The sequence below is a fragment of the Rheinheimera sp. MM224 genome (assembly GCF_947090785.1).
Classification (GTDB): domain Bacteria; phylum Pseudomonadota; class Gammaproteobacteria; order Enterobacterales; family Alteromonadaceae; genus Pararheinheimera.
Genome location: NZ_OX352320.1, coordinates 837,051 through 855,944 on the forward strand (window position 1 = coordinate 837,051; position 18,894 = coordinate 855,944).

Below are 18,894 nucleotides of genomic sequence, written 5' to 3' on the forward strand. Positions count from 1 at the left end.
TTATTCTTTTGAGGTCATATTCATGTCTTATCCGGTTGCTATCGCTGTTTCTTCTGTTCAGGCTGCATTGAATGACTCCCAATGGGATGCTCTGATTATTGTTGCGTCTGATTTTACTGCTGTGCCTGAATTACAGTCTGAAATTAATGCTACTGCGGCTATAGATCACCGTATTGGTAAAGAAACTGTGTTGTTGTTATCAGGCAAAGCACCTGGACAACGTCTGGTGCTTTCACCTACTGGCCCACTCGACAGAGATTACGATGATGTCCGCAGTTTTTATGATGCGGCCAAGCAGGGCATCAGTCAGGCCAAAGCCGCTGGCGCTAAATCTCCGGCCTTGTATGTAATAGCACCTGATTCAGATGTCTATCAGTATGCTGCTGAAGTGGCCTATTTAGGTGCTTGTCAGGCCTTGTGGCAGCCTTTGGAAGGGCGCGAAGCCCGTGGCGAAGCAATCATTGAACCTGTCACTCAAATTGGTGTAGTAGGCGTCAGTGAATATCAGGCGCGTTATATGGACGCTGTTGAAGCAGGTAAGAGAGTTGCACGTGATTTATGTGGCACCGAACCTGAGCGTATGGCGCCACGTCGTTTTGCTGATTATTGTGTTGAAACCTTTGCCGATACTGATGTACTAGTGTCGGTAGAAACTAAAGTCGATACATTGCAAAAAGATTATCCATTACTGATGGCCGTCGCCCGCTGTTCGTTGCAGGTTGACCGCCATAAGCCTGCGGTGATCCGTCTTGAGTATCAAGGCGAAGGCGAAATCGAACAAACCCTGTTATTTGCCGGTAAAGGTCTGGTGTATGACACGGGCGGCGCTGATTTAAAAACCGGTGGTGCTATGGCCGGTATGAGCCGTGATAAAGGTGGAGCGGCAGCTGTGGCTGGTTTTATCAAAACTGTTGCCCTGCTAAAAACCAAAGGTATACGCATCATTGCTGAAATCGGCGCTGTGCGTAACAGCATAGGTTCTGATGCTTTTGTGCCGGATGAAATTATTACCAGTCATGCTGGTGTGCGGGTACGTATTGGTAATACCGATGCTGAAGGTCGTCTGGTACTGGCGGATTTGTTATCGCATTTGCGTGAAGATGCCAAAACTGCGGTTAATCCTACCTTGTATTCTATTGCTACTTTAACAGGTCATGCGGCCCGTGCCGTAGGTCCATACAGTGCTCTGGTTGAAAACGGTGCTGCTCGTCGTCTTGGTTTATCTGCCGATTTAGCTATGGTAGGGGATTTATGGGCCGACCCAAGTGAAATATCCCGTAGCCGTCGTGAAGACTTTAGCTTTATCAAAGGCCGCAGTTCAGCCGATGACTTATTAAGCTGTAACAATGCGCCTTCTTCAGTGACGCCGCGTGGTCATCAGTTCCCTATGGCATTTTTAGTGGCAGCTGCAGGTTTAGATCAGCATGCGCTAAACACCGAACAGCCATTACCTTATTGTCATATCGACATAGCTGGCAGTGGTGTGGATGGTGGCGACTGGCAACATGGCAAGCCTTCGGCTTCGCCTGTGGCAGCGTTAGCCGCTTACTACTGTTTATAAACCAGAATTCACTTGGCTGTTTAATAACCCGGGGCTATGCTTCGGGTTTTTGCATTTCTGCATCTGACAAACGGATCTGACCTGATGAAATTTATAGATCGTTATTTTGAGCTGACGGCGCGCCAGACCAGCATTAGAAAAGAGCTGATTGCTGGCTTAACTACCTTTATGGCGATGAGTTATATCCTGTTTGTGAACCCAAGCATGTTGGCTCAAACCGGTATGGATCATGGGGCAGTTTTTGTCGCGACTTGTCTGGCGGCCGCCTTTGGTTCTATTGCTATGGGCATGCTGGCGAACCTGCCTGTGGCTTTGGCCCCAGGCATGGGGCTGAACGCATTTTTTACTTATGTCATAGTGCTGGAGCAGGGGCATAGCTGGCAGACGGCTTTAGCCGCCGTATTTTGTTCCGGTGTTTTGTTTTTACTGCTGAGTATCTTCAAAATTCGGGAGTGGATTATTCAGAGTATTCCCTTCGCGTTAAAGATGGGTATAGCTGCTGGTATCGGTATGTTTCTGGCGCTGATTGCATTAAAAACTGCCAATATCATAGTGGCCAGCCCAGCCACGCTAGTGACGCTGGGCGATTTGCATGACCCTAAAGTGTTGTTGGCCATAGCTGGTTTTTTCCTGATTTTTGCACTGGCGCATCGTAAACAACATGCAGCCGTATTTATCAGTATTTTAGCGATCACTGCTATCGCCTGGTGGCGTGGTGACACCAGCTTTACCGGTGTTGTCGCTATGCCGCCTTCCTTAACTCCTACTTTTTTGCAGCTGGATTTTGCCTCTGTGCTGCAATGGGCCATGGTGCCTGTGGTATTAAGTTTGTTGTTCTTAGATTTATTTGATACCAGCGGCACTTTAGTTGCGGTGAGTCAAAGAGCGGGTTTATTAAAACCTAATGGTGAAATCCCCCGCTTAAAAGGCGCTTTATTGGCAGATAGTTCGGCGACTATCGCTGGCGCTTTAGTGGGCACGTCCACCACCACCAGTTACGTTGAAAGCACAGCTGGAGTTGCGGCTGGTGGCCGCACAGGTTTAACAGCTGTGGTAGTTGGGCTGGCCTTTTTAGCTGCACTTTGGTTATCTCCGCTAGCGGCCATGGTGCCTGCTTATGCCACAGCTGGCGCTTTACTTTATGTCGCAACGTTAATGCTTAGCAGCTTGCAGCATGTAGAGTGGAACGATCTGATCGAATCCGTGCCAGTAGTCGTAGTTCTGGTGATGATGCCGCTGACGTTTTCTATCGCTGATGGCATAGGTATGGGATTTATTACTTATGCTGTGCTGTGTTTGGTGACAGGACGTTTGTCCAAAACGACATTGAGCGTTTGGGTATTAACCGCAGTTTTTGCTGCTAAATTTTTCTTTGCATAAGGGAAGGTATGAAAAAGGTAACAATTTTATTGGCGTTGATCTTATCCACTGCTGTAGTTGCAGAGGATAAAGTTCAGGTCACAAGCACTGAATTAGCACCACATTTATATATGATTAAAGGGGCGGGCGGTAATATGGCTGCTGTAGTGGGTCCGGAAGGTGCGCTGGTGGTGGATTCTCAGTACGAACACATGGCTCCCCAAATCAAGGCTGAGCTTGAAAGCAAACAAGCCGGTGTTCAGATTAAAACCCTGATCAACACCCATTTTCATGGCGATCACGTCAATGGCAATGCCGCTTTAGCTTCAGGCGCTCAGATTATTGCTCACACCAATGTACTGACCCGATTAAAAGCAGACGCCAAATTTCCAGTCGCTGGTTTACCGACAGAGACTTTTGTCGGTGAAAAAGTCCTTAGCCTTAATGGCGTAAACCTAAAACTGGTGACTATGCCAGTCAGTCATACCGATGGCGATTTGGTCGTTTGGTTTAAAGATGCCAATGTGTTGCATACAGGCGATTTGTTTTTTGCTGATCGTTTTCCTTTTATTGACCTAAACAGTGGTGGTTCAGTGACGGGCTATATCAACAACGTCAAACTACTGATCAGCCAGATTGATGATAAAACCAGACTGATACCAGGCCATGGTGATTTGATGGATAAGGCAGGTTTACAGCGCTTTTTAACCATGATGGAACAGACATTAGCCGAAGTGAATGCGCTGAAAGCTAAGGGGAAAACTGAGGACCAAATTGTAGCGCACGGATTGTCAGCACAGTGGAAAAGCTGGAGCTGGCACTTTATTACCGAAGAGCGTTGGATCCGCACGCTATTTAAAGCTTAGTCTTGTAGTTCGGGGGCGCTCTGGGTATGCTTTGGCAACGGACAGAGCGCTTTTAGGGTATAAATCAGGATCTTCATGAGGTTACGTGAAACTTTAGTAGTCTACATGCTGCCTATTCTGGTTCTGCCTTTGTTATGTCTGGGGTATCTGTCTTACCATTTTAGTGCCCGTTATTACGAACAACAGCTGTTTTTGCAGATTAAAAATGAGTTGGTTCGGACTCAACAAGATATGCGTCTGAAATTATCCTCTTACCAACAAAGTCTGGCTATTTTATCTGCTCAAACTTCTGTTGAGCGTTATGTAGCCGGAGAACTTGGGCTACAGAGTGAATTGGTCAGCGAGTTTGAATTGTATCGTAACCAAAATCCCGAAATTACGGCCATCAAGTTTATTCGCTTAAATGGCGATTATCAGCTGACTATTCCTTTAACAAAAAATGCGCCTGAAATCAGCAGGTTTCGAAATCAGTATTTTTCTGCGTTGCAAGCGATGATGGATGACAACGGCTTTTTTCTGTCCAGTGAACAAGGCGCGAATCAACTTAATTTGTATGTAGCACAAAAAGTCTACCTGTCCGGGCAAGCATCCGGTGACATCAAACGACTCTGGGGTTATGTGGTTCTGGTGATAAAACCTGAACTGTTTCAACATGGGATCAGTCAATTAAAAGGCGAACTACGCGCGCCTTTAGTCGTCAGTCAGGCCGCAACTATAGCGTTTTCCGAAAACCCCTTGCTGATGGGCAGTGTATTTTCACCTGTCAGTTTCACCGAAATTCAGGCCAGTGTTGACCAACATGAATTTGTTCCTACTTTGCTGCTTGGGCAAGCTATGTTAGTCACAGGAGTGTCTTTAGCTGGCCCTTATCAACTGGTGATGGGGGTGCAACCGGCGTTATTAGACCAAAGCATGGACTATAAACCCTCACTGATTGCCTTGTTTTGCATTTTATTTTGTATAGGTTTACCTATGCTTATTTATCGGGTACTGGCCCGTTTTGTATTAACACCTATCCGTGAACTGACAGTGGCCAAAACAGCGGTTGGGCGGGGTGATTTATCTACAGTACTGACGGTCAGGAAGCAGGACGAGTTAGGGGATATGTTTGCTGCTTTTAATGTGATGGTACGCCAGCTTAGAGTGTATCGTGAGCGTGAGCGGGCCTATCAGCTGCAGTTAGAAGATAAGGTAGCAGCCAGAACTCAGGATTTAGCCAATGCCAATCAAAAACTCGAAGACGCCAATCAGCAGCTGATTTTAGCCCGAGAAGTGGCAGAACAAGCGAACCGGCTGAAAAGTGTGTTTTTAGCCAATATGAGCCACGAAATCCGCACTCCATTAACAGCTATTATTGGTTTTAGTGAGCAGGCAATCCATGAAAATGATCCACATCGCCAACTGGACTACCTGAGTCGTGTGCTTCGTAGTGGCGATCACTTGCTGGCACTGATTAACGACATTCTCGATTTATCAAAAATTGAAGCCGATAAGTTAGAGCTATTGACTGAGCAGGTGAACTTATTAGCCATGTTAGATGATATTTATCAGCTGACCAAACAACAGGCAGAGCAGAAAGGTCTGCAGTGTTTGCTGGAGTTAAACTACCCCTTACCGCAATTTGTTTACACCGACACCCTACGTTTTCGTCAGGTACTGCTGAATCTGACGTCGAATGCGGTGAAGTTCACCCAAAAGGGCAAAGTGGTGATCCATGTGTCGTACCAAACTCCGGAAGAAGTGCTGCGGATTAAAATCAAGGACACTGGCATAGGTATTACCACAGTGGAGCTCAGTAAACTGTTTCAGCCTTTTGTACAGGCCGACGCTGCGGTGACCCGTAACTTTGGTGGTTCAGGCCTGGGGCTTTGTATCTCGAAAAAGCTGATGGAGCAGATGCAAGGTGATATTCAGGTAGACAGTGTCAAAGGCATTGGCAGTTGTTTTGAAATAGTGATGAATTGTGAGCATCAGCATATTAGCCTGATCCATAGTTATCAGCGGCCTGCGCAAGAGGCTGTGATTGTTGAAGTCCCCACTGATTACCAACGACTGAAGTTATTGGTTGCAGAAGATAACCCTGACAACCAGTTGCTGATCCAGGTGTTATTGCAAAAATTAGGCATTCAATCTGTGATTGTTGAAAATGGTCATAAAGCGGTAGAACGAGTTCTGCTGGAGCATTTTGATTTAATCCTGATGGATATGCAGATGCCGGAAATGGGTGGGGAAGAGGCAACAGCCCTCATTCGTCATGCCGGCATGGACTTACCTATTATTGCTTTAACAGCCAACGTGATGAGCGAAGACCAAAGCCGTTACCTGAAGGCGGGTTGTCAGGCCGTATTATCTAAACCGATAGTGCAGAAAGATTTTTTAGCTGTGATACAAAAGTTCTGTCAAACCGGTGCGACTTTGGATGACCAATTGGCGGCGCAGCTGGCCTCTGATCCTGTGATTATTCAGCTCAAGTACGACTTTAAACAGGCTCTGCCGTCCTTGCTCGGCGATTTCCAGCTCTGGTTGTCAGAAGCGAACTGGAGCCGTTTACAATATGAAGCTCATAGTGTGAAAGGCAGTGCTGGCAGTATGGGGTATCCACAATTAACAGAGCTGATGTCGGGTTTAGAGCAGGCGGCGCAACAGGCTGACATTAAACTGGCCAGGCAGCTTGTGGCTGACTTCGCTGCCTTAGTCGCTGCAGAGAACAGCATAGAACAGGAGAAGATAAATGAGCACTGATGCATTTAAACTGGCAGCAGAATTTGAGCGGGATAGTTTATGGCTGGCTGATTGGCCTCTTTGCCAGTTGCGCGTGCAAAACGATGCCAACTACCCCTGGTTTATTTTGATCCCGCGGCGTGTGTCCATGGTAGAAATTATTGATTTAACAGCACAGGACAGGGAGCAGTTGTGGCGTGAAAGTGCACATTTATCTGTTTTCCTGAAAGCCGAATTTCAGGCTAAAAAACTAAACATCGCTGCACTTGGCAATATGGTGCCGCAGTTGCACTTACACCATATCGCACGTTATGAGCATGATATGGCCTGGCCAGCACCTGTATGGGGCAAAGCGCCGGCACAGCCCTATACTGAAACACAATGGCAGCAGTTAAAACAAAAGCTGGCATTATTAACCATTCCCTCATGACGGCATTGCGTGAAACGAGTAGAATTATCCTATTATTTGTCATGCATTTGGGTTTGCAGAACTCTTTGATTGACTGAACTTTTTTGTCGTAAGGAACCTTGTTATGTCGGCTGAAAATGCCTTGTTAACCATTTTGGTTGAGAAGATCCGCACAGATATGCTGGTGCTGCCAACTTTACCTGAAATGGCTATTCGGGTTCGGAAAACAGCAGACGATCCAGATAGCAACCTGATGATGATGACGGATGTTATTGCTCAGGACCCGGCCTTGGCCGCTCGTATGATTAAAGTAGCCAACAGTGCCTTTATGGGGCGTTCAATTAAGGTGAATTCGTTAAACCAGGCTATCACCCGCATTGGTTTAAGTCAGGTTAAAAATATCGCCACAGCTATGGCGATGGAGCAGCTTTTTGTTTCACAACATGAGCAAATCAAAGAGAGAATGGCTCTGGTATGGCGCGACAGCGTTAATGTCACCAGTATAGCTTTGGCTTGTTTAAAGCTGTATATAGCGGACAACAAGCACTGTAATCTCAATCTGGATGTGATGACGCTGGCTGGCTTAATGCATTTAATAGGTGCTTTGCCTATTCTGACTGAAGCCGAACGTTATCAGACAGTTTTTGGCGATCCGGAGTTTCTAGAAAACGCCATCAGCACTTTATCTGGCCAGATAGGCTCCAGTATTATGCGGGCTTGGGATTTTGCTGACACTTATGTACAGATTGTGCTGAACTGGAACAATGCTTCCTATCAGGCTGAACAGGTCAGTTACATCGACTTTATCCGGCTCGGTGCTTTGGTCCAAAGCCCGTTAGAAGGCACCGCGCGGCTACAGGCGCTGCAACCTTATATCGAACGCAACATAGTGCCGGATGCTAATTTTATGGAGATAGCGGAAATCCGTTTAATTTCTCAGGAAATCAAAGCGCTGTTAAGCTAATTAAGCTCGATAGAATAAAAAGGCCCGCTGATGTGCGGGCCTTGTTGTTTTGACGCCCAGCTTTTACTGAGTGCTGATATTGGCTTTTAATGGCAACAATGCATGACGTAAAGCGTCTGTCATCAGTAATAAGTCGGCATCTAAACGGCCAATCACATCATCCCAGCCCATTTCTTCGTTAGAACCTGATAACAAGTCATGGAATTTCAGGCGTTTGATACTGCCATCTTCGCAGATCAAAAAGGTGACTTTTTCATCCTGCTCTAAGGCCAGTTTAGTCACCAGCTTATCCTGCAAATGGCTTTGCACTTCATCTGCACTTAACAAGTGGTTGATAAAGCGCACTTTGGCACCTTCTTCATCCGGAGCTTTTAATTCAGCTTCTGCGCCCAGCTGGAAACCTTCTGGTAATTCTTTGCCTTGTAACCAGAAATGCAGCTGCTGATTTAACTGATGGTTATCCAACAGCGGCATTGCAGGTAAAGAGCCAAAAGCTTTACGCAGCAAAGCCAGTAATTCTTCTGCTCTGCTGGCGCTGCTGGTATCAACCAGTAACCAGCCTTGTTGTTTGTCGTACAAAGCTGTGGTGACGCTGGATTTGCTGAAGGCGCGTGGTAACAGGGTCTGGATGAGTTCTTCTTTTAACGCCTGCTTTTCTTTACGGCTTAAAGGGCGGCCTTTTTCCTGTTCCATGGCATCAATTTTTGGGGCCAGTTCTTCATTGACCACTGAACCCGGCAGAACTTTTTCCTGACGTTTTACTGCAAATAACATCACGTCATTGGTCTGGTGGCAATACTGCTTCAGACTTGGATGCAAAGGGCTGGTGAAGCCCATTTTAATGGCTTCCTGCGAGGTGCAAGGGGTGAATTTGAATGCAGCTAAGGCCTGCTCTAATTGATCCTGATCGGTGTTCAGGTTTTCAGTAACCTGATATAAACGTAAATTTTTAAACCACATAGTTAACTACTCTGTCTATAAGAATTGCGGCTTAGTATACAGAGTTCAACCGTCAGATTTTGAGTTTTTCAGCGGAAAAAACCAAAGTGCAGCTCACTGCACTTTGGTTGTTTAAGTTCAGGAATTACGTTTTAAGTTTTTCGGGAAACGAATATGGTAACTCAGACCATGGCCTGGTTCGCTACTGACCTGAATTGAACCACCCAGCGTCTGACGTACCAGGTTATAGGTAATATGAGTACCTAAACCGCTGCCGCCCTGATCACGTTTTGTGGTGAAAAACGGATGGAAGAGTTTTTCCAGCTGCTCCTGAGTCAGGCCACGGCCATTATCAGAATAGGTAATATCAACCATCTGACCTTCATCCAGCACAGTGATGCGGATATAACCCTCTTCCAGCTCCTCGAAACCATGAATTAACGAATTCATTAAAAGGTTCGTAAAAATCTGTGAAATAGCGCCGGCAGGACAGCTCAGCATCAGGCTTTCCGGGCAATTCACATCAATATGATGGCGGGTCTTTTTAAAGTTTGGCTGCAAGGAGCGGATCACTTCGTGCAGGTATTCGGCCAAATTGATAGTGCGAATTGCATCACTGGTCTGATCGACGGCAATTTGTTTGAAGCTGGCTATCAATTCAGAAGCGCGCGTCAGATTCGACTGCAGCAAGGACGTGCTTTGTTTGGCTTCCTCAATAAAATGTTCCAGCACTTTAGGTGACAAGGTTTTGTCTTTGTAGGCGGCATCTAAGGCTGTTAGTTTTTCAGCCAGGAAGCTGGTGGCTGTGACGCCAATACCTACAGGGGTATTTACTTCATGGGTGATACCAGCGACAAAGCCTCCTAAAGCCGCCATTTTTTCTGACTGCACTAAACGGTCCTGCGCCTGTTTTAAATCATCAACAGTTTTTTCCAGCTCGCTTTGTTTGCCACGTAAGGCTTCTTCACTGTGGCGGCGGCGTTCTATTTCTTCACGCAAGGCTTGTTGTTTAACTTCAAGTTCTTGTTTTTGCTGTTGTAAATCCATCATAGCCTGACTTAAGCCTGAAGTCTTACGAGCAACTTCCTGCTCCAGCAGCAAGTTGTGCTGATCGAGTTTTTCATTCGAATGCAGCAGCTGCTTCTGCGTGCTTTCCAACTGAACTTTGTAGTCCTGCACCCGGGCAATCAAACGGTTAAAAGCATCGGCCATGACGCTGAGTTCATTGGCTTCATCGTGGCGCACTTCAACTTTAGTGCCTTCCAGATGATCAAGCTCCAGATCTTCAATTTGTTGGGTCAGCTCACTCAGAGGCAAGGTCAGTTGGCTACGGAAGGCCAGTAAAAACAGAATAATTAAAAAAGTGGTTTTTAATACAGCGTTCCCCACCAGAAAATAAATACCAATTTTAATTCTGTCCAATACCACGGCACGGCTGGAGAATAAAGTGACATCGCCCACCTGAGTGGCGCGGCCTGAGAATTCAAAAATAAGCGGAAAGGTGTAGCCAAATAAGCCGGAGTTTTGTTCTGTTAAACGAATACCTTCCTGCACCAGCTGATTGCTGTAACGTTCACTGATGTCGATGTAACGACCTAATTGTGTAATAACGGCGCCACTATCGTCCCGTACTATGATGCCTTCAATAGCAGGAATGGCCAACAGGCCGTCTGCAATAATCAATGCTTGTTGGGTATTTAACTCCCAAATCGCACGGGTCAGACTGCCGGAAAAGGTTTGCTGTAACGTCGCTAACTCACCATTGATATGATCTTTGGTGTTGAAGTACTCGGCAACAATCTGGCCTAAAGTCACTACAAAGGTCAGGATAAAATATACTGACAAAACTTTAGTCAGCAGCTTACGCGATAAACTTTTCTGCTGCATGAAACAACCTTGTTTGGTTCGGCTTAATAATGAACACCTCTAAAACACTAACTTATAGAAGATCTGTTTAAATGAAAATACTATATGTAATAAATAACTTAGAGACTAGGCAACAAGAGCTGCTTTAGCAATATGGCTGCTATAAATTGTCAGATTGCTGCAAAAGCAGCATTTAATGGTGTTAAATTGCAACATCTTTCAGTATGGTATCTGTGTCCACTATTTGAACTGTACGCATCTTCGTGAAAACAAATAAAGCAATAATAAAGAGGCTGTTTTAATGGCGTTACCTGTATTAATTTGTGACGACTCCTTACTTGCACGAAAACAAGTGCGTAAATCCTTACCTGAGTCATTTGATGCCGATATCCTCACTGCCAGTAATGGCGTGGAAGCGTTGGCTATTTTGCGCAGCCAGGAGATTGGTTTAGTGTTTTTAGATCTGACCATGCCTGAGCTGGATGGTATAGGAGTGCTTGAAGCTATAAAGCAGGATGGTCTGGATTGTTTTGTCATTGTCATTTCTGCAGATATCCAGCCTGAAATGCAAAAAAGAGTGACAGAACTCGGCGCTCTGGCCTTTATCCATAAACCGGTCAATCCGGAAAAGCTTATCGTTATTTTGAAACAATATGGCCTGATATGAGTACAGTATTCTCTGAAGAACAAAGGGATTGTTTGCAGGAGCTGATTAATGTCGCTATGGGCCTGGCCAGCGACAAACTTGCCCGCTTTTTAAATACCTTTGTGCATTTACAGGTACCAGCTATTGAGCTGGTCAGCTCGGCGCAAATTCCAGCTCAATTTGAAGCTCAGTACAGCAGCACAGATGCAGCTTTAGTCAGCCAGGGGTTTCTGGGCAATGATGGCCTGCGCGGTGAGGCGATAGTGTTGTATCAGCTGGATAACGCCCATCGAATTGCTGCTTTATTAGGCTATGACACAGACAGTGCATCCGAGCTTGAGATGCTGACTGATATCAGCTCCATTTTAACCACCACTTTTTTAAATGGTCTGGCTGAGCAAATTGACAATAGTTTGTCTTACAGTGCGCCCCGTGTTTTGTCCTCGCGGCAGAACAATGTGACAGAGGCCCTGGTTGAAACGGCTTGTCACTGGGAGCTGGCGCTTAAAGTAGATATTAGTTACCAGTTAATTGATCATTCCTTTAACTGCGATATGTTGTTGTTGATCCCAGGTGAAGCTGTGTTAAATATCCAGCAAATTTTGGATCGGATAGTGGAAGAATATTGATGTCAGAAGACTGGTTAACCGGCCCGATACTGGAGCAGCTCAACAGTGGCGTGTTGGTGGTAGATGAACAATTTCAACTGGTGTATCTGAATACCTTCTTACAGCGTCACAGTTCAGTACAGCTTGCTGAGGCAAAAGGCCAGAGTCTGTTTAAAGTCTTTAAAGATGTGCCGGAAGCCTGGCTCAGACGCAAATTTGCTTCAGTGCTTGAATTACAAAGCCCGTCCTTCAGCAGCTGGGAGCAGCGTCAGTATGTGATTAAGTTGCCCCATTTACGTCCAGTTACCAGCACCAGTCAGTATATGGCGCAAAACTGCACTATGTTGCCGTTGAGTGATCCGTCAGGTCGTCGTTATGTCTGTTTGCTGATTGAGGACGCCACTGATGCTTTTGTCTATCAGCAGCATTTACAGAGCACGCTGCAAAAGCTGGAACTAAGCAATCGTATTGATGGCTTAACCAAGGCGTTAAACCGTCGTTACTGGGAAGAGCAACTAAAACTGGAAGTACAAAGGGCGCAGCGTTATCAGCAGCCTTTATCTTTACTGCTGTTTGATTTAGATAAATTTAAGCAGTTGAATGATCAGTACGGTCATTTAGGCGGAGATTGTGTACTGATTGAACTCACTGCTCGGGTCCGGTCTTTATTGCGTGATACCGACTGGTTTGGTCGTTATGGCGGTGAAGAATTTGGCATAGTGCTGACCAATACCGCGCTGTCCGGCGCGATGGAAGTGGCTGAACGAATTTGTTTGGCGGTCAGCAGTAAAGCTGTCACATTCCATGAGCAGTCTATAGAAACCTCCATCAGTATTGGTGTAGCGCAACTTGATGTGGCAGGCGAGCGAGCGCACGAATTACTGATAGGTCAGGCTGATATGGCGCTTTATAACGCCAAACGAGACGGCCGCAATAGAGTTGTATCCTACAGCGCAGGTGAAACAGAATTTCTGCTAAAGGCAAATTAGCGGCCTGTTAAATTTAGAATAATCTAAACATTTAGATTGACAGACGTCTAAAACTTTGAGCATATAGACAGTATGAAAAAGACACAAATCCGCAATACACTCACCATTATTATTACCACCAACCCTGCGGGGTAGGAGGTCGGCGGCGTATTGTTTTCAAAAAGGCCCGTGACCTCCCCGTCACGGGCCTTTTTCGTTTAGCAAGGAGTAAAACATGAGGGTGCTTAAGTTTGGTGGTTCGTCTCTGGCGTCGGTAACCCGCTTCCTCGAGGTGGCGGATATAGTGCAACAACAAATTGGCAATCAGAGCGTAGGCTTAGTGTTGTCTGCGCCTCAGGGCGTCACCAACTTACTGGTGGAACTGACGGATCTGGCCTTTTTAGGTTCTGACTATCAACCTCTTTTGCAGCAATGGAAGCAGCGTTTGGCTCAGTTAGTTTCAGAGGCTGCTTTGCGGGTAAGCGCTGAGCAATTAAACGCAGTGCAACAATTGGCTGACGAGCAGGAGCAAAAACTGACTGAACGTTTGCAGGGCATCAGTTTATTAAGTTATTGCCCTGATCATATCAAAGCACAAATTTTAGGTATGGGTGAGCAGTTCAGCGTTTGCCTGATGACAGCTCTGTTTAAATCCCGTCAGGTCGATGTGGTGCTGCTGGACTCTGTGGCTTTGGTGAAAAGTCAGGGCGATTATTTAAATGCCGTGGCTGATATTCCTGCTTCTGAACAAACATTTGCCGCGGCCTTAGCTAAACAATCGGCTCAGGTCTATGTAATGGCCGGTTTTGTCTCCAGCAATGCGCAGGGTGAGCTGTGTTTATTAGGCCGTAATGGTTCTGACTACTCAGCTGCCATTGTCGCTGCTGCGGTAAAAGCTTCAGTCTGTGAAATCTGGACTGATGTCGATGGTGTCTACAGTGCCGATCCACGTCAGGTGAAACAAGCCAAACTGATTGACCATTTATCTTATGATGAAGCCATGGAGCTGTCGTATTTTGGTGCCAAAGTGCTGCATCCAAAAACTATAGGCCCATTGGCGCGTTTTCAAATTCCTTGTTATATCAAAAACACCTTAAACCCTGCAGCACCCGGCACTTGTATTGATGCCGATAATAATGGTGACTCGCTGGTTAAAGGCATTTCCAGCCTCGAGCATCTGGCGCTAATCACCGTCTCTGGCCCAGGCCTCAAAGGTGTGGTGGGTATGGCCTCGCGTGTTTTTGCCACTATGGCGCGTGAACAGGTGTCGGTCAGTTTAATCACTCAGTCGTCTTCTGAATTTAGTATCAGCTTCTGTGTGGCTCAGCTGGATTTAGCTTCAGCAAAAAAAGCACTGGAAGCCGAGTTTGAACTGGAGCTGCAAGGCAAGTTACTGCGGCCATTGCAAATTTTATCTGATATGGCCATTGTCAGTTTGGTCGGCGATGGCATGCGCCAGCACCGTGGTGTGGCGGCTAAGTTTTTTGCTTCTTTAGCGCAAGCTCGTGTCAACGTGGTGGCTATAGCGCAGGACAGCAGTGAACGTTCTATCTCCGCTGTAGTAGAACAAAAAGCCTGTCAGAACGCAGTGAAGGTGTGCCATGAAAACTTCTTCAGCCATATCCCAAGTATCGATGTATTTCTGGTGGGTTGTGGTGTGGTGGGCAGCGAGTTACTGGCGCAGTTTCAGCGTCAGCAAGAGTTTTTACAGCAACGGAACGTCAAGCTGAAGGTGTATGGCATCGCCAATTCCAAAACTTTGTTACTGGATGAAAAAGGCATAGATTTAAGCCAGTGGCAGCAACAGATGCAGCAGGCCAAAGCTAAGTTTTCTGTGGCAGATTTAAGTCGTTTTGCGCAGGATCAGCATTTAACTAATCCGGTATTGATTGACTGCAGCAGTGCAGAACCTGTGGCTAATTTGTATGTCGATTTCTTAAAAGCCGGCTTCCATGTGGTCACTCCAAACAAAAAAGCCAATACGGGTTCGTTGGACTACTACCATCAGCTGCGTCAGGTGGCACAACAACATCGCCGTCGTTTCCTGTATGAAACTACGGTAGGCGCAGGCTTGCCGGTGATCGACACCTTGCAGGGTTTGTTTAATGCCGGTGACCAGTTGGTCGCTTTTGAAGGGATTTTATCCGGCTCTTTATCCTACATTTTTGGTTTACTGGAACAGGGCCAGTCTTTATCTGAAGTCACCACTAAAGCACGGGAATTAGGCTTTACTGAGCCGGATCCCCGTGATGATTTGTCCGGTATGGATGTGGCGCGTAAGTTGCTGATTATGGCGCGTGAGTCTGGCTTGATGCTGAACTTAGCCGATGTCGAAGTTGAAGGTGTGTTGCCTGCCAACTTTGCGCCTGGCACAGATGTACCGACTTTTATGCAGCAGTTACCAGAGCTTGATAAGTCTTTTGCAGAACGTATCGCAGAGGCGAAAGCCAAAGGTCAGGTGCTGCGTTACATAGGTGAAATCAGCGAAGGTCGCTGCAAAGTCGCCATCAAAGCTTTGGATCTGGATCATCCATTAGCTAAAGTGAAAGACGGTGAAAATGCGCTGGCTATTCATACCCGTTATTACCAGCCTATTCCTTTTGTATTGCGTGGTTATGGTGCTGGTGCTGCGGTCACAGCAGCAGGTGTGTTTAGTGATGTAATGCGGACTTTGTCCTGGCAGCAGGAGATGTAACATGAAGTCGTATTTTGCGCCTGCGTCCACGGGGAATTTTTCTGTTGGATTTGATTTATTAGGCGCTGCTTTTGAACCTGTAGATGGTTCTTTATTTGGCGATGAACTGCGTATCCACTCTGAGCAGGCTGAACTGAGTTTACAACTGACCGGCCGTTATGTGCATCAGCTGCCGGGTGATACAGACGATAACTTAGTGCTGAAGTGTTTTTATGCCTTTGAAAAGACAATAGGCCGGACTTTGCCACGGCTGCAACTGGAGCTGGTAAAGAACTTGCCGGTTGGTAGTGGTTTGGGTTCCAGCGCCTGTTCTATTGTCGTGGCCTGTTATGCCTTTAATGACTATTTCGGCAAACCTTTAGATGACTATCAGCTGTTGCAGCTGATGGCGCAACTGGAAGGCGGCGTCAGTGGTTCTGTGCATTACGATAACGTGGCTCCGTCCTTTTATGGCGGCTTATTGTTGATGCTGCCGGATAGCCCTTTGTTATGCCGGGCTTTGCCCTGGTTTGAACACTGGCAGGTGGTGCTTTGTTATCCGGGCACAGTGCTGTCGACCAAAGAAGCCCGCGCTGTATTGCCACAACAATTGACGCTGAAACACAGCATAGCTTTTGCCGGCATGTTAAGCCGTTTTATCAGTGCTTTGTATGCCAAAGATGAAACCGAAGCTTTTGCGGCTTTACAGGACTTAGTGGCTGAACCTGCCCGTCAGCACCTTATGCCGGAATTGTTGCTTATACGTGAAAAGTTAACAGCCCAAGGTATAGGCCATGTGGGGATCTCAGGCGCTGGCCCTACTATTTTTGCGGTCTGTCAAAATGATACTCAGGCCAAATTTGCCGCTGATTATTTACAACAGCATTACGCTAAAAACTCAGATGCCATCACGACAGTCTGTCGTCTGGCGAGACAAGGCGCACGTGCGCTGTAGGATGTAAAAATGCAATTAACAAATACTAAAGTCGCTTCACAACAAGTTAGTTTTTTGGATGCAGTGCGTATTGGTTTGGGTGAGCAGCAGGGGCTATTTTTCCCAACCCAGTGGCCAACTCTGGATATTGAGGCTTTATTAGAACTACCTTTTGTCGAGCGCAGCGCAAAAGTATTGGAAGCTTTAATTGGCGACGAGCTTTCTGCCGAACAAATTCATCAGATGGTGAGTTTGGCTTTTCAGTTTCCAGCCCCTTTGGCGCAAGTCACGGATGATGTGGCCTGCTTAGAGTTATTCCATGGCCCGACTTTAGCTTTTAAAGACTTTGGTGGCCGCTTTATGGCGCAGGCGTTAATTCAGGCGCAAAAGCAGCAGAATGTCAGTAAAACTACTATTGTCACCGCCACTTCAGGTGATACAGGTGCGGCTGTGGCTCATGCCTTTTATCAGCAGGCCGGTGTGGACGTGGTGATTTTATTTCCAAAAGGAAAAATCAGCCCGTTGCAAGAGAAACTGTTTACTACTTTAGGTCACAACATCCATACACTGGCGGTAGACGCCGATTTTGACCAGTGCCAGGCGCTGGTGAAAGATGTATTTAACGACCGTGATTTAGTCAAACAGCTGAATATCAACTCAGCCAACTCTATTAATATCAGCCGTTTATTTGCACAGATTTGTTATTATTTTGAAGCTGTGGCTCAGGTACCAAAAGATAAACGCGATCAAATTGTCATTGCTGTGCCTAGTGGTAACTTTGGTAATTTGACTGCGGGTTTGATTGCCAAGGTGTTAGGTTTACCTATCAAACGTATGATAGCCGCCACTAACTTAAATGACACTGTGCCACGCTATTGGAAAGAGGGGCAGTGGACACCGCATAAAACTATCCCGACTTTATCCAATGCGATGGACGTCAGCGCACCAAATAACTGGCCACGAGTCGAGGCTTTATTGGCGCAGGGTAAAATTTGCCGCGACGATTTAGAAGCTGTGATGGTGGATGAAGAAGATACCCAAGTGTCGATGCGTCAGTTAGCACATCTAGGTTATGTCAGCGAACCTCATGCTGCTATTGCCTACAAAGCCTTAAAGCGTAGTTTGCAGGACGGCGAATTTGGTATTTTCTTAGGCACTGCTCATCCGGCTAAATTTAAAGAGCAGGTCGAAAATATCCTTGGCAGTCCTATAGCTCTGCCGCCTGAATTAGCAGCAGTTGCATCAGAGGCAAGTTTAAGTGCAGATATGGCGCCGGATTTTGTACAATTACGCCAATTCTTACTGACTCTGGATAAATAAACTGTGTCTTTAAACTGGCAAGACGTGATTGGGGCTGAAAAAAATCAGCCCTATTTTCTGCAAACTATGGATTACTTAAAGCAACAACGTGCCGCAGGGCAGGTGATTTATCCACCTGAAGCACTGGTGTTTAATGCCTTTAAGCTGACGCCTTTTGCAGAGATGAAAGTGGTGGTGATAGGGCAGGACCCCTACCATGGTCCGAATCAGGCTCATGGCTTAAGTTTTTCTGTGCCTGCAGGAGTGGCTATTCCACCTTCGCTGCGCAATATCTATAAAGAGCTGGCGCTGGAATATGTTGATTTTCAGACCCCAAAGCATGGTTGTCTGGAAAGCTGGGCGCAGCAGGGGGTGTTGTTACTCAATACTGCCTTGACTGTGGTGGCGAACGAAGCCAACTCACACCGTAACTTAGGCTGGGAGCAGTTTACTGATCAAGTGATCCGGGCTATCAGTGCCAATGCAGAAGGTATAGTGTTTTTGTTATGGGGCAGTCATGCGATTAAAAAATCACAGCTGATCGATAAAACCAAACACCATATACTGACCGCACCTCATCCATCCCCTTTATCAGCGCACCGCGGCTTTTTAGGCTGTGGACACTTTGCAAAGGCGAATGAGCTACTCGAACAGCAGGGTAAACCCCCTATCCGCTGGCAAGTATAAATAGACATAGAGCGGGCAGGGATAAACCCAGCCCCCGTATTCAGAGCCTGAATGACAGCTAAATAAAAAGCCCCGACATTGCTGCCGGGGCTCAATTTAACTTAATTCGATGTCTACTAATTCAGGTTCTATGGTCCAGTCTATATCTTCTAGTTCTCGTTTTAAGCGCTGGCGTTCTTTGACTGCTTCAATTTCTCGCCACTTGCGTTTGACTGCACGGCTCTTCGTCGCAGGACGCTCCAACATATTCAGTAAGTCTTCGAAGCTTTCCATGGTTGCCCCTCTGAGTTGTTGTTATTTTCAACAAATTAGTACCACACTTTGTCTAAAAATAAAATAACTCTTTGACACAAATATGAACGAAAAATGAATGTTTTTCGTTCATTCAACAGG

16 protein-coding genes are annotated in these 18,894 nt (G+C 46.3%); 13 read left to right on the forward strand and 3 right to left on the reverse strand.

What is annotated here, in order from left to right; translation table 11 throughout:
- Window positions 1–22: 22 nt before the first annotated feature.
- From OM978_RS04035 to OM978_RS04060, 6 genes are all read left to right on the forward strand, one after another.
- Window positions 23–1,561: a M17 family metallopeptidase gene (locus tag OM978_RS04035; RefSeq protein ID WP_264345635.1), complete on the forward strand. Its 1,539-nt coding sequence runs from the start codon at window positions 23–25 to the stop codon at window positions 1,559–1,561.
- Window positions 1,562–1,645: 84 nt separating this feature from the next.
- Complete coding sequence (locus OM978_RS04040) at window positions 1,646–2,941, forward strand: NCS2 family permease (RefSeq protein WP_264345636.1); 1,296 nt, start codon at window positions 1,646–1,648, stop codon at window positions 2,939–2,941.
- 8 nt (window positions 2,942–2,949) lie between these two features.
- Window positions 2,950–3,786 carry an MBL fold metallo-hydrolase gene (locus OM978_RS04045; protein ID WP_264345637.1) on the forward strand — a complete coding sequence of 279 codons (837 nt, stop codon included), beginning with the start codon at window positions 2,950–2,952 and terminating at the stop codon, window positions 3,784–3,786.
- Window positions 3,787–3,861: 75 nt separating this feature from the next.
- The gene (locus tag OM978_RS04050; RefSeq protein WP_264345638.1) at window positions 3,862–6,528 is read left to right on the forward strand and encodes an ATP-binding protein; all 2,667 of its coding nucleotides are present in this window, start codon (window positions 3,862–3,864) and stop codon (window positions 6,526–6,528) included.
- A complete protein-coding gene (locus tag OM978_RS04055; RefSeq protein ID WP_264345639.1) occupies window positions 6,518–6,937 on the forward strand; it encodes an HIT domain-containing protein in 420 nt (139 codons plus the stop codon). Before OM978_RS04050 ends, OM978_RS04055 begins: the two co-directional genes overlap by 11 nt.
- A 103-nt stretch (window positions 6,938–7,040) precedes the next feature.
- On the forward strand, window positions 7,041–7,880 hold the full coding sequence (locus tag OM978_RS04060; protein WP_264345640.1) for an HDOD domain-containing protein: 840 nt from the start codon (window positions 7,041–7,043) through the stop codon (window positions 7,878–7,880).
- A 63-nt stretch (window positions 7,881–7,943) separates the two neighbouring features.
- Here the strand turns inward: OM978_RS04060 and rdgC are convergent, their stop codons facing one another.
- The gene (gene rdgC, locus OM978_RS04065) at window positions 7,944–8,840 is read right to left on the reverse strand and encodes a recombination-associated protein RdgC (protein WP_264345641.1); all 897 of its coding nucleotides are present in this window, start codon (window positions 8,838–8,840) and stop codon (window positions 7,944–7,946) included.
- A gap of 117 nt (window positions 8,841–8,957) precedes the next feature.
- Window positions 8,958–10,706 carry an ATP-binding protein gene (locus tag OM978_RS04070; RefSeq protein WP_233007824.1) on the reverse strand — a complete coding sequence of 583 codons (1,749 nt, stop codon included), beginning with the start codon at window positions 10,704–10,706 and terminating at the stop codon, window positions 8,958–8,960.
- Between the two features lie 280 nt (window positions 10,707–10,986).
- Between OM978_RS04070 and OM978_RS04075 the strand changes: the two genes are divergently transcribed.
- The 7 genes from OM978_RS04075 (at window position 10,987) to ung (ending at window position 18,501) form a co-directional block, all read left to right on the forward strand.
- A complete protein-coding gene (locus OM978_RS04075; RefSeq protein WP_264345642.1) occupies window positions 10,987–11,352 on the forward strand; it encodes a response regulator in 366 nt (121 codons plus the stop codon).
- Window positions 11,349–11,960 (forward strand): chemotaxis protein, encoded by a 612-nt coding sequence (locus tag OM978_RS04080; RefSeq protein ID WP_233007826.1) that lies wholly within the window; start codon window positions 11,349–11,351, stop codon window positions 11,958–11,960. Before OM978_RS04075 ends, OM978_RS04080 begins: the two co-directional genes overlap by 4 nt.
- Entirely contained in the window at window positions 11,960–12,928 is a 969-nt protein-coding gene (locus tag OM978_RS04085; RefSeq protein WP_264345643.1) for a sensor domain-containing diguanylate cyclase, read from the forward strand. The genes OM978_RS04080 and OM978_RS04085 overlap by 1 nt, the downstream gene beginning before the upstream one ends.
- A gap of 214 nt (window positions 12,929–13,142) precedes the next feature.
- On the forward strand, window positions 13,143–15,602 hold the full coding sequence (thrA, locus tag OM978_RS04090) for a bifunctional aspartate kinase/homoserine dehydrogenase I (protein ID WP_264345644.1): 2,460 nt from the start codon (window positions 13,143–13,145) through the stop codon (window positions 15,600–15,602).
- A gap of 1 nt (window position 15,603) precedes the next feature.
- Complete coding sequence (gene thrB, locus OM978_RS04095; protein WP_264345645.1) at window positions 15,604–16,536, forward strand: homoserine kinase; 933 nt, start codon at window positions 15,604–15,606, stop codon at window positions 16,534–16,536.
- Between the two features lie 9 nt (window positions 16,537–16,545).
- Window positions 16,546–17,835, forward strand: a complete 1,290-nt coding sequence (gene thrC, locus OM978_RS04100) for a threonine synthase (protein WP_264345646.1) — start codon at window positions 16,546–16,548, stop codon at window positions 17,833–17,835.
- A gap of 3 nt (window positions 17,836–17,838) precedes the next feature.
- The gene (gene ung, locus OM978_RS04105; RefSeq protein ID WP_264345647.1) at window positions 17,839–18,501 is read left to right on the forward strand and encodes a uracil-DNA glycosylase; all 663 of its coding nucleotides are present in this window, start codon (window positions 17,839–17,841) and stop codon (window positions 18,499–18,501) included.
- A gap of 96 nt (window positions 18,502–18,597) precedes the next feature.
- On the opposite strand, the gene OM978_RS04110 is transcribed toward ung, so the two are convergent.
- Window positions 18,598–18,774, reverse strand: coding sequence for a DUF3545 family protein (locus OM978_RS04110; protein ID WP_008897291.1), 177 nt, complete (start codon window positions 18,772–18,774; stop codon window positions 18,598–18,600).
- Window positions 18,775–18,894 lie beyond the last annotated feature (120 nt).

Coding starts and splice junctions, on each gene's coding strand:
- OM978_RS04035 (WP_264345635.1), top strand. CDS start 23: ATGTCTTATCCGGTTGCTATCGCTGTTTCTTCTGTTCAGGCTGCATTG.
- OM978_RS04040 (WP_264345636.1), top strand. CDS start 1,646: ATGAAATTTATAGATCGTTATTTTGAGCTGACGGCGCGCCAGACCAGC.
- OM978_RS04045 (WP_264345637.1), top strand. CDS start 2,950: ATGAAAAAGGTAACAATTTTATTGGCGTTGATCTTATCCACTGCTGTA.
- OM978_RS04050 (WP_264345638.1), top strand. CDS start 3,862: ATGAGGTTACGTGAAACTTTAGTAGTCTACATGCTGCCTATTCTGGTT.
- OM978_RS04055 (WP_264345639.1), top strand. CDS start 6,518: ATGAGCACTGATGCATTTAAACTGGCAGCAGAATTTGAGCGGGATAGT.
- OM978_RS04060 (WP_264345640.1), top strand. CDS start 7,041: ATGTCGGCTGAAAATGCCTTGTTAACCATTTTGGTTGAGAAGATCCGC.
- rdgC (WP_264345641.1), bottom strand. CDS start 8,840: ATGTGGTTTAAAAATTTACGTTTATATCAGGTTACTGAAAACCTGAAC.
- OM978_RS04070 (WP_233007824.1), bottom strand. CDS start 10,706: ATGCAGCAGAAAAGTTTATCGCGTAAGCTGCTGACTAAAGTTTTGTCA.
- OM978_RS04075 (WP_264345642.1), top strand. CDS start 10,987: ATGGCGTTACCTGTATTAATTTGTGACGACTCCTTACTTGCACGAAAA.
- OM978_RS04080 (WP_233007826.1), top strand. CDS start 11,349: ATGAGTACAGTATTCTCTGAAGAACAAAGGGATTGTTTGCAGGAGCTG.
- OM978_RS04085 (WP_264345643.1), top strand. CDS start 11,960: ATGTCAGAAGACTGGTTAACCGGCCCGATACTGGAGCAGCTCAACAGT.
- thrA (WP_264345644.1), top strand. CDS start 13,143: ATGAGGGTGCTTAAGTTTGGTGGTTCGTCTCTGGCGTCGGTAACCCGC.
- thrB (WP_264345645.1), top strand. CDS start 15,604: ATGAAGTCGTATTTTGCGCCTGCGTCCACGGGGAATTTTTCTGTTGGA.
- thrC (WP_264345646.1), top strand. CDS start 16,546: ATGCAATTAACAAATACTAAAGTCGCTTCACAACAAGTTAGTTTTTTG.
- OM978_RS04110 (WP_008897291.1), bottom strand. CDS start 18,774: ATGGAAAGCTTCGAAGACTTACTGAATATGTTGGAGCGTCCTGCGACG.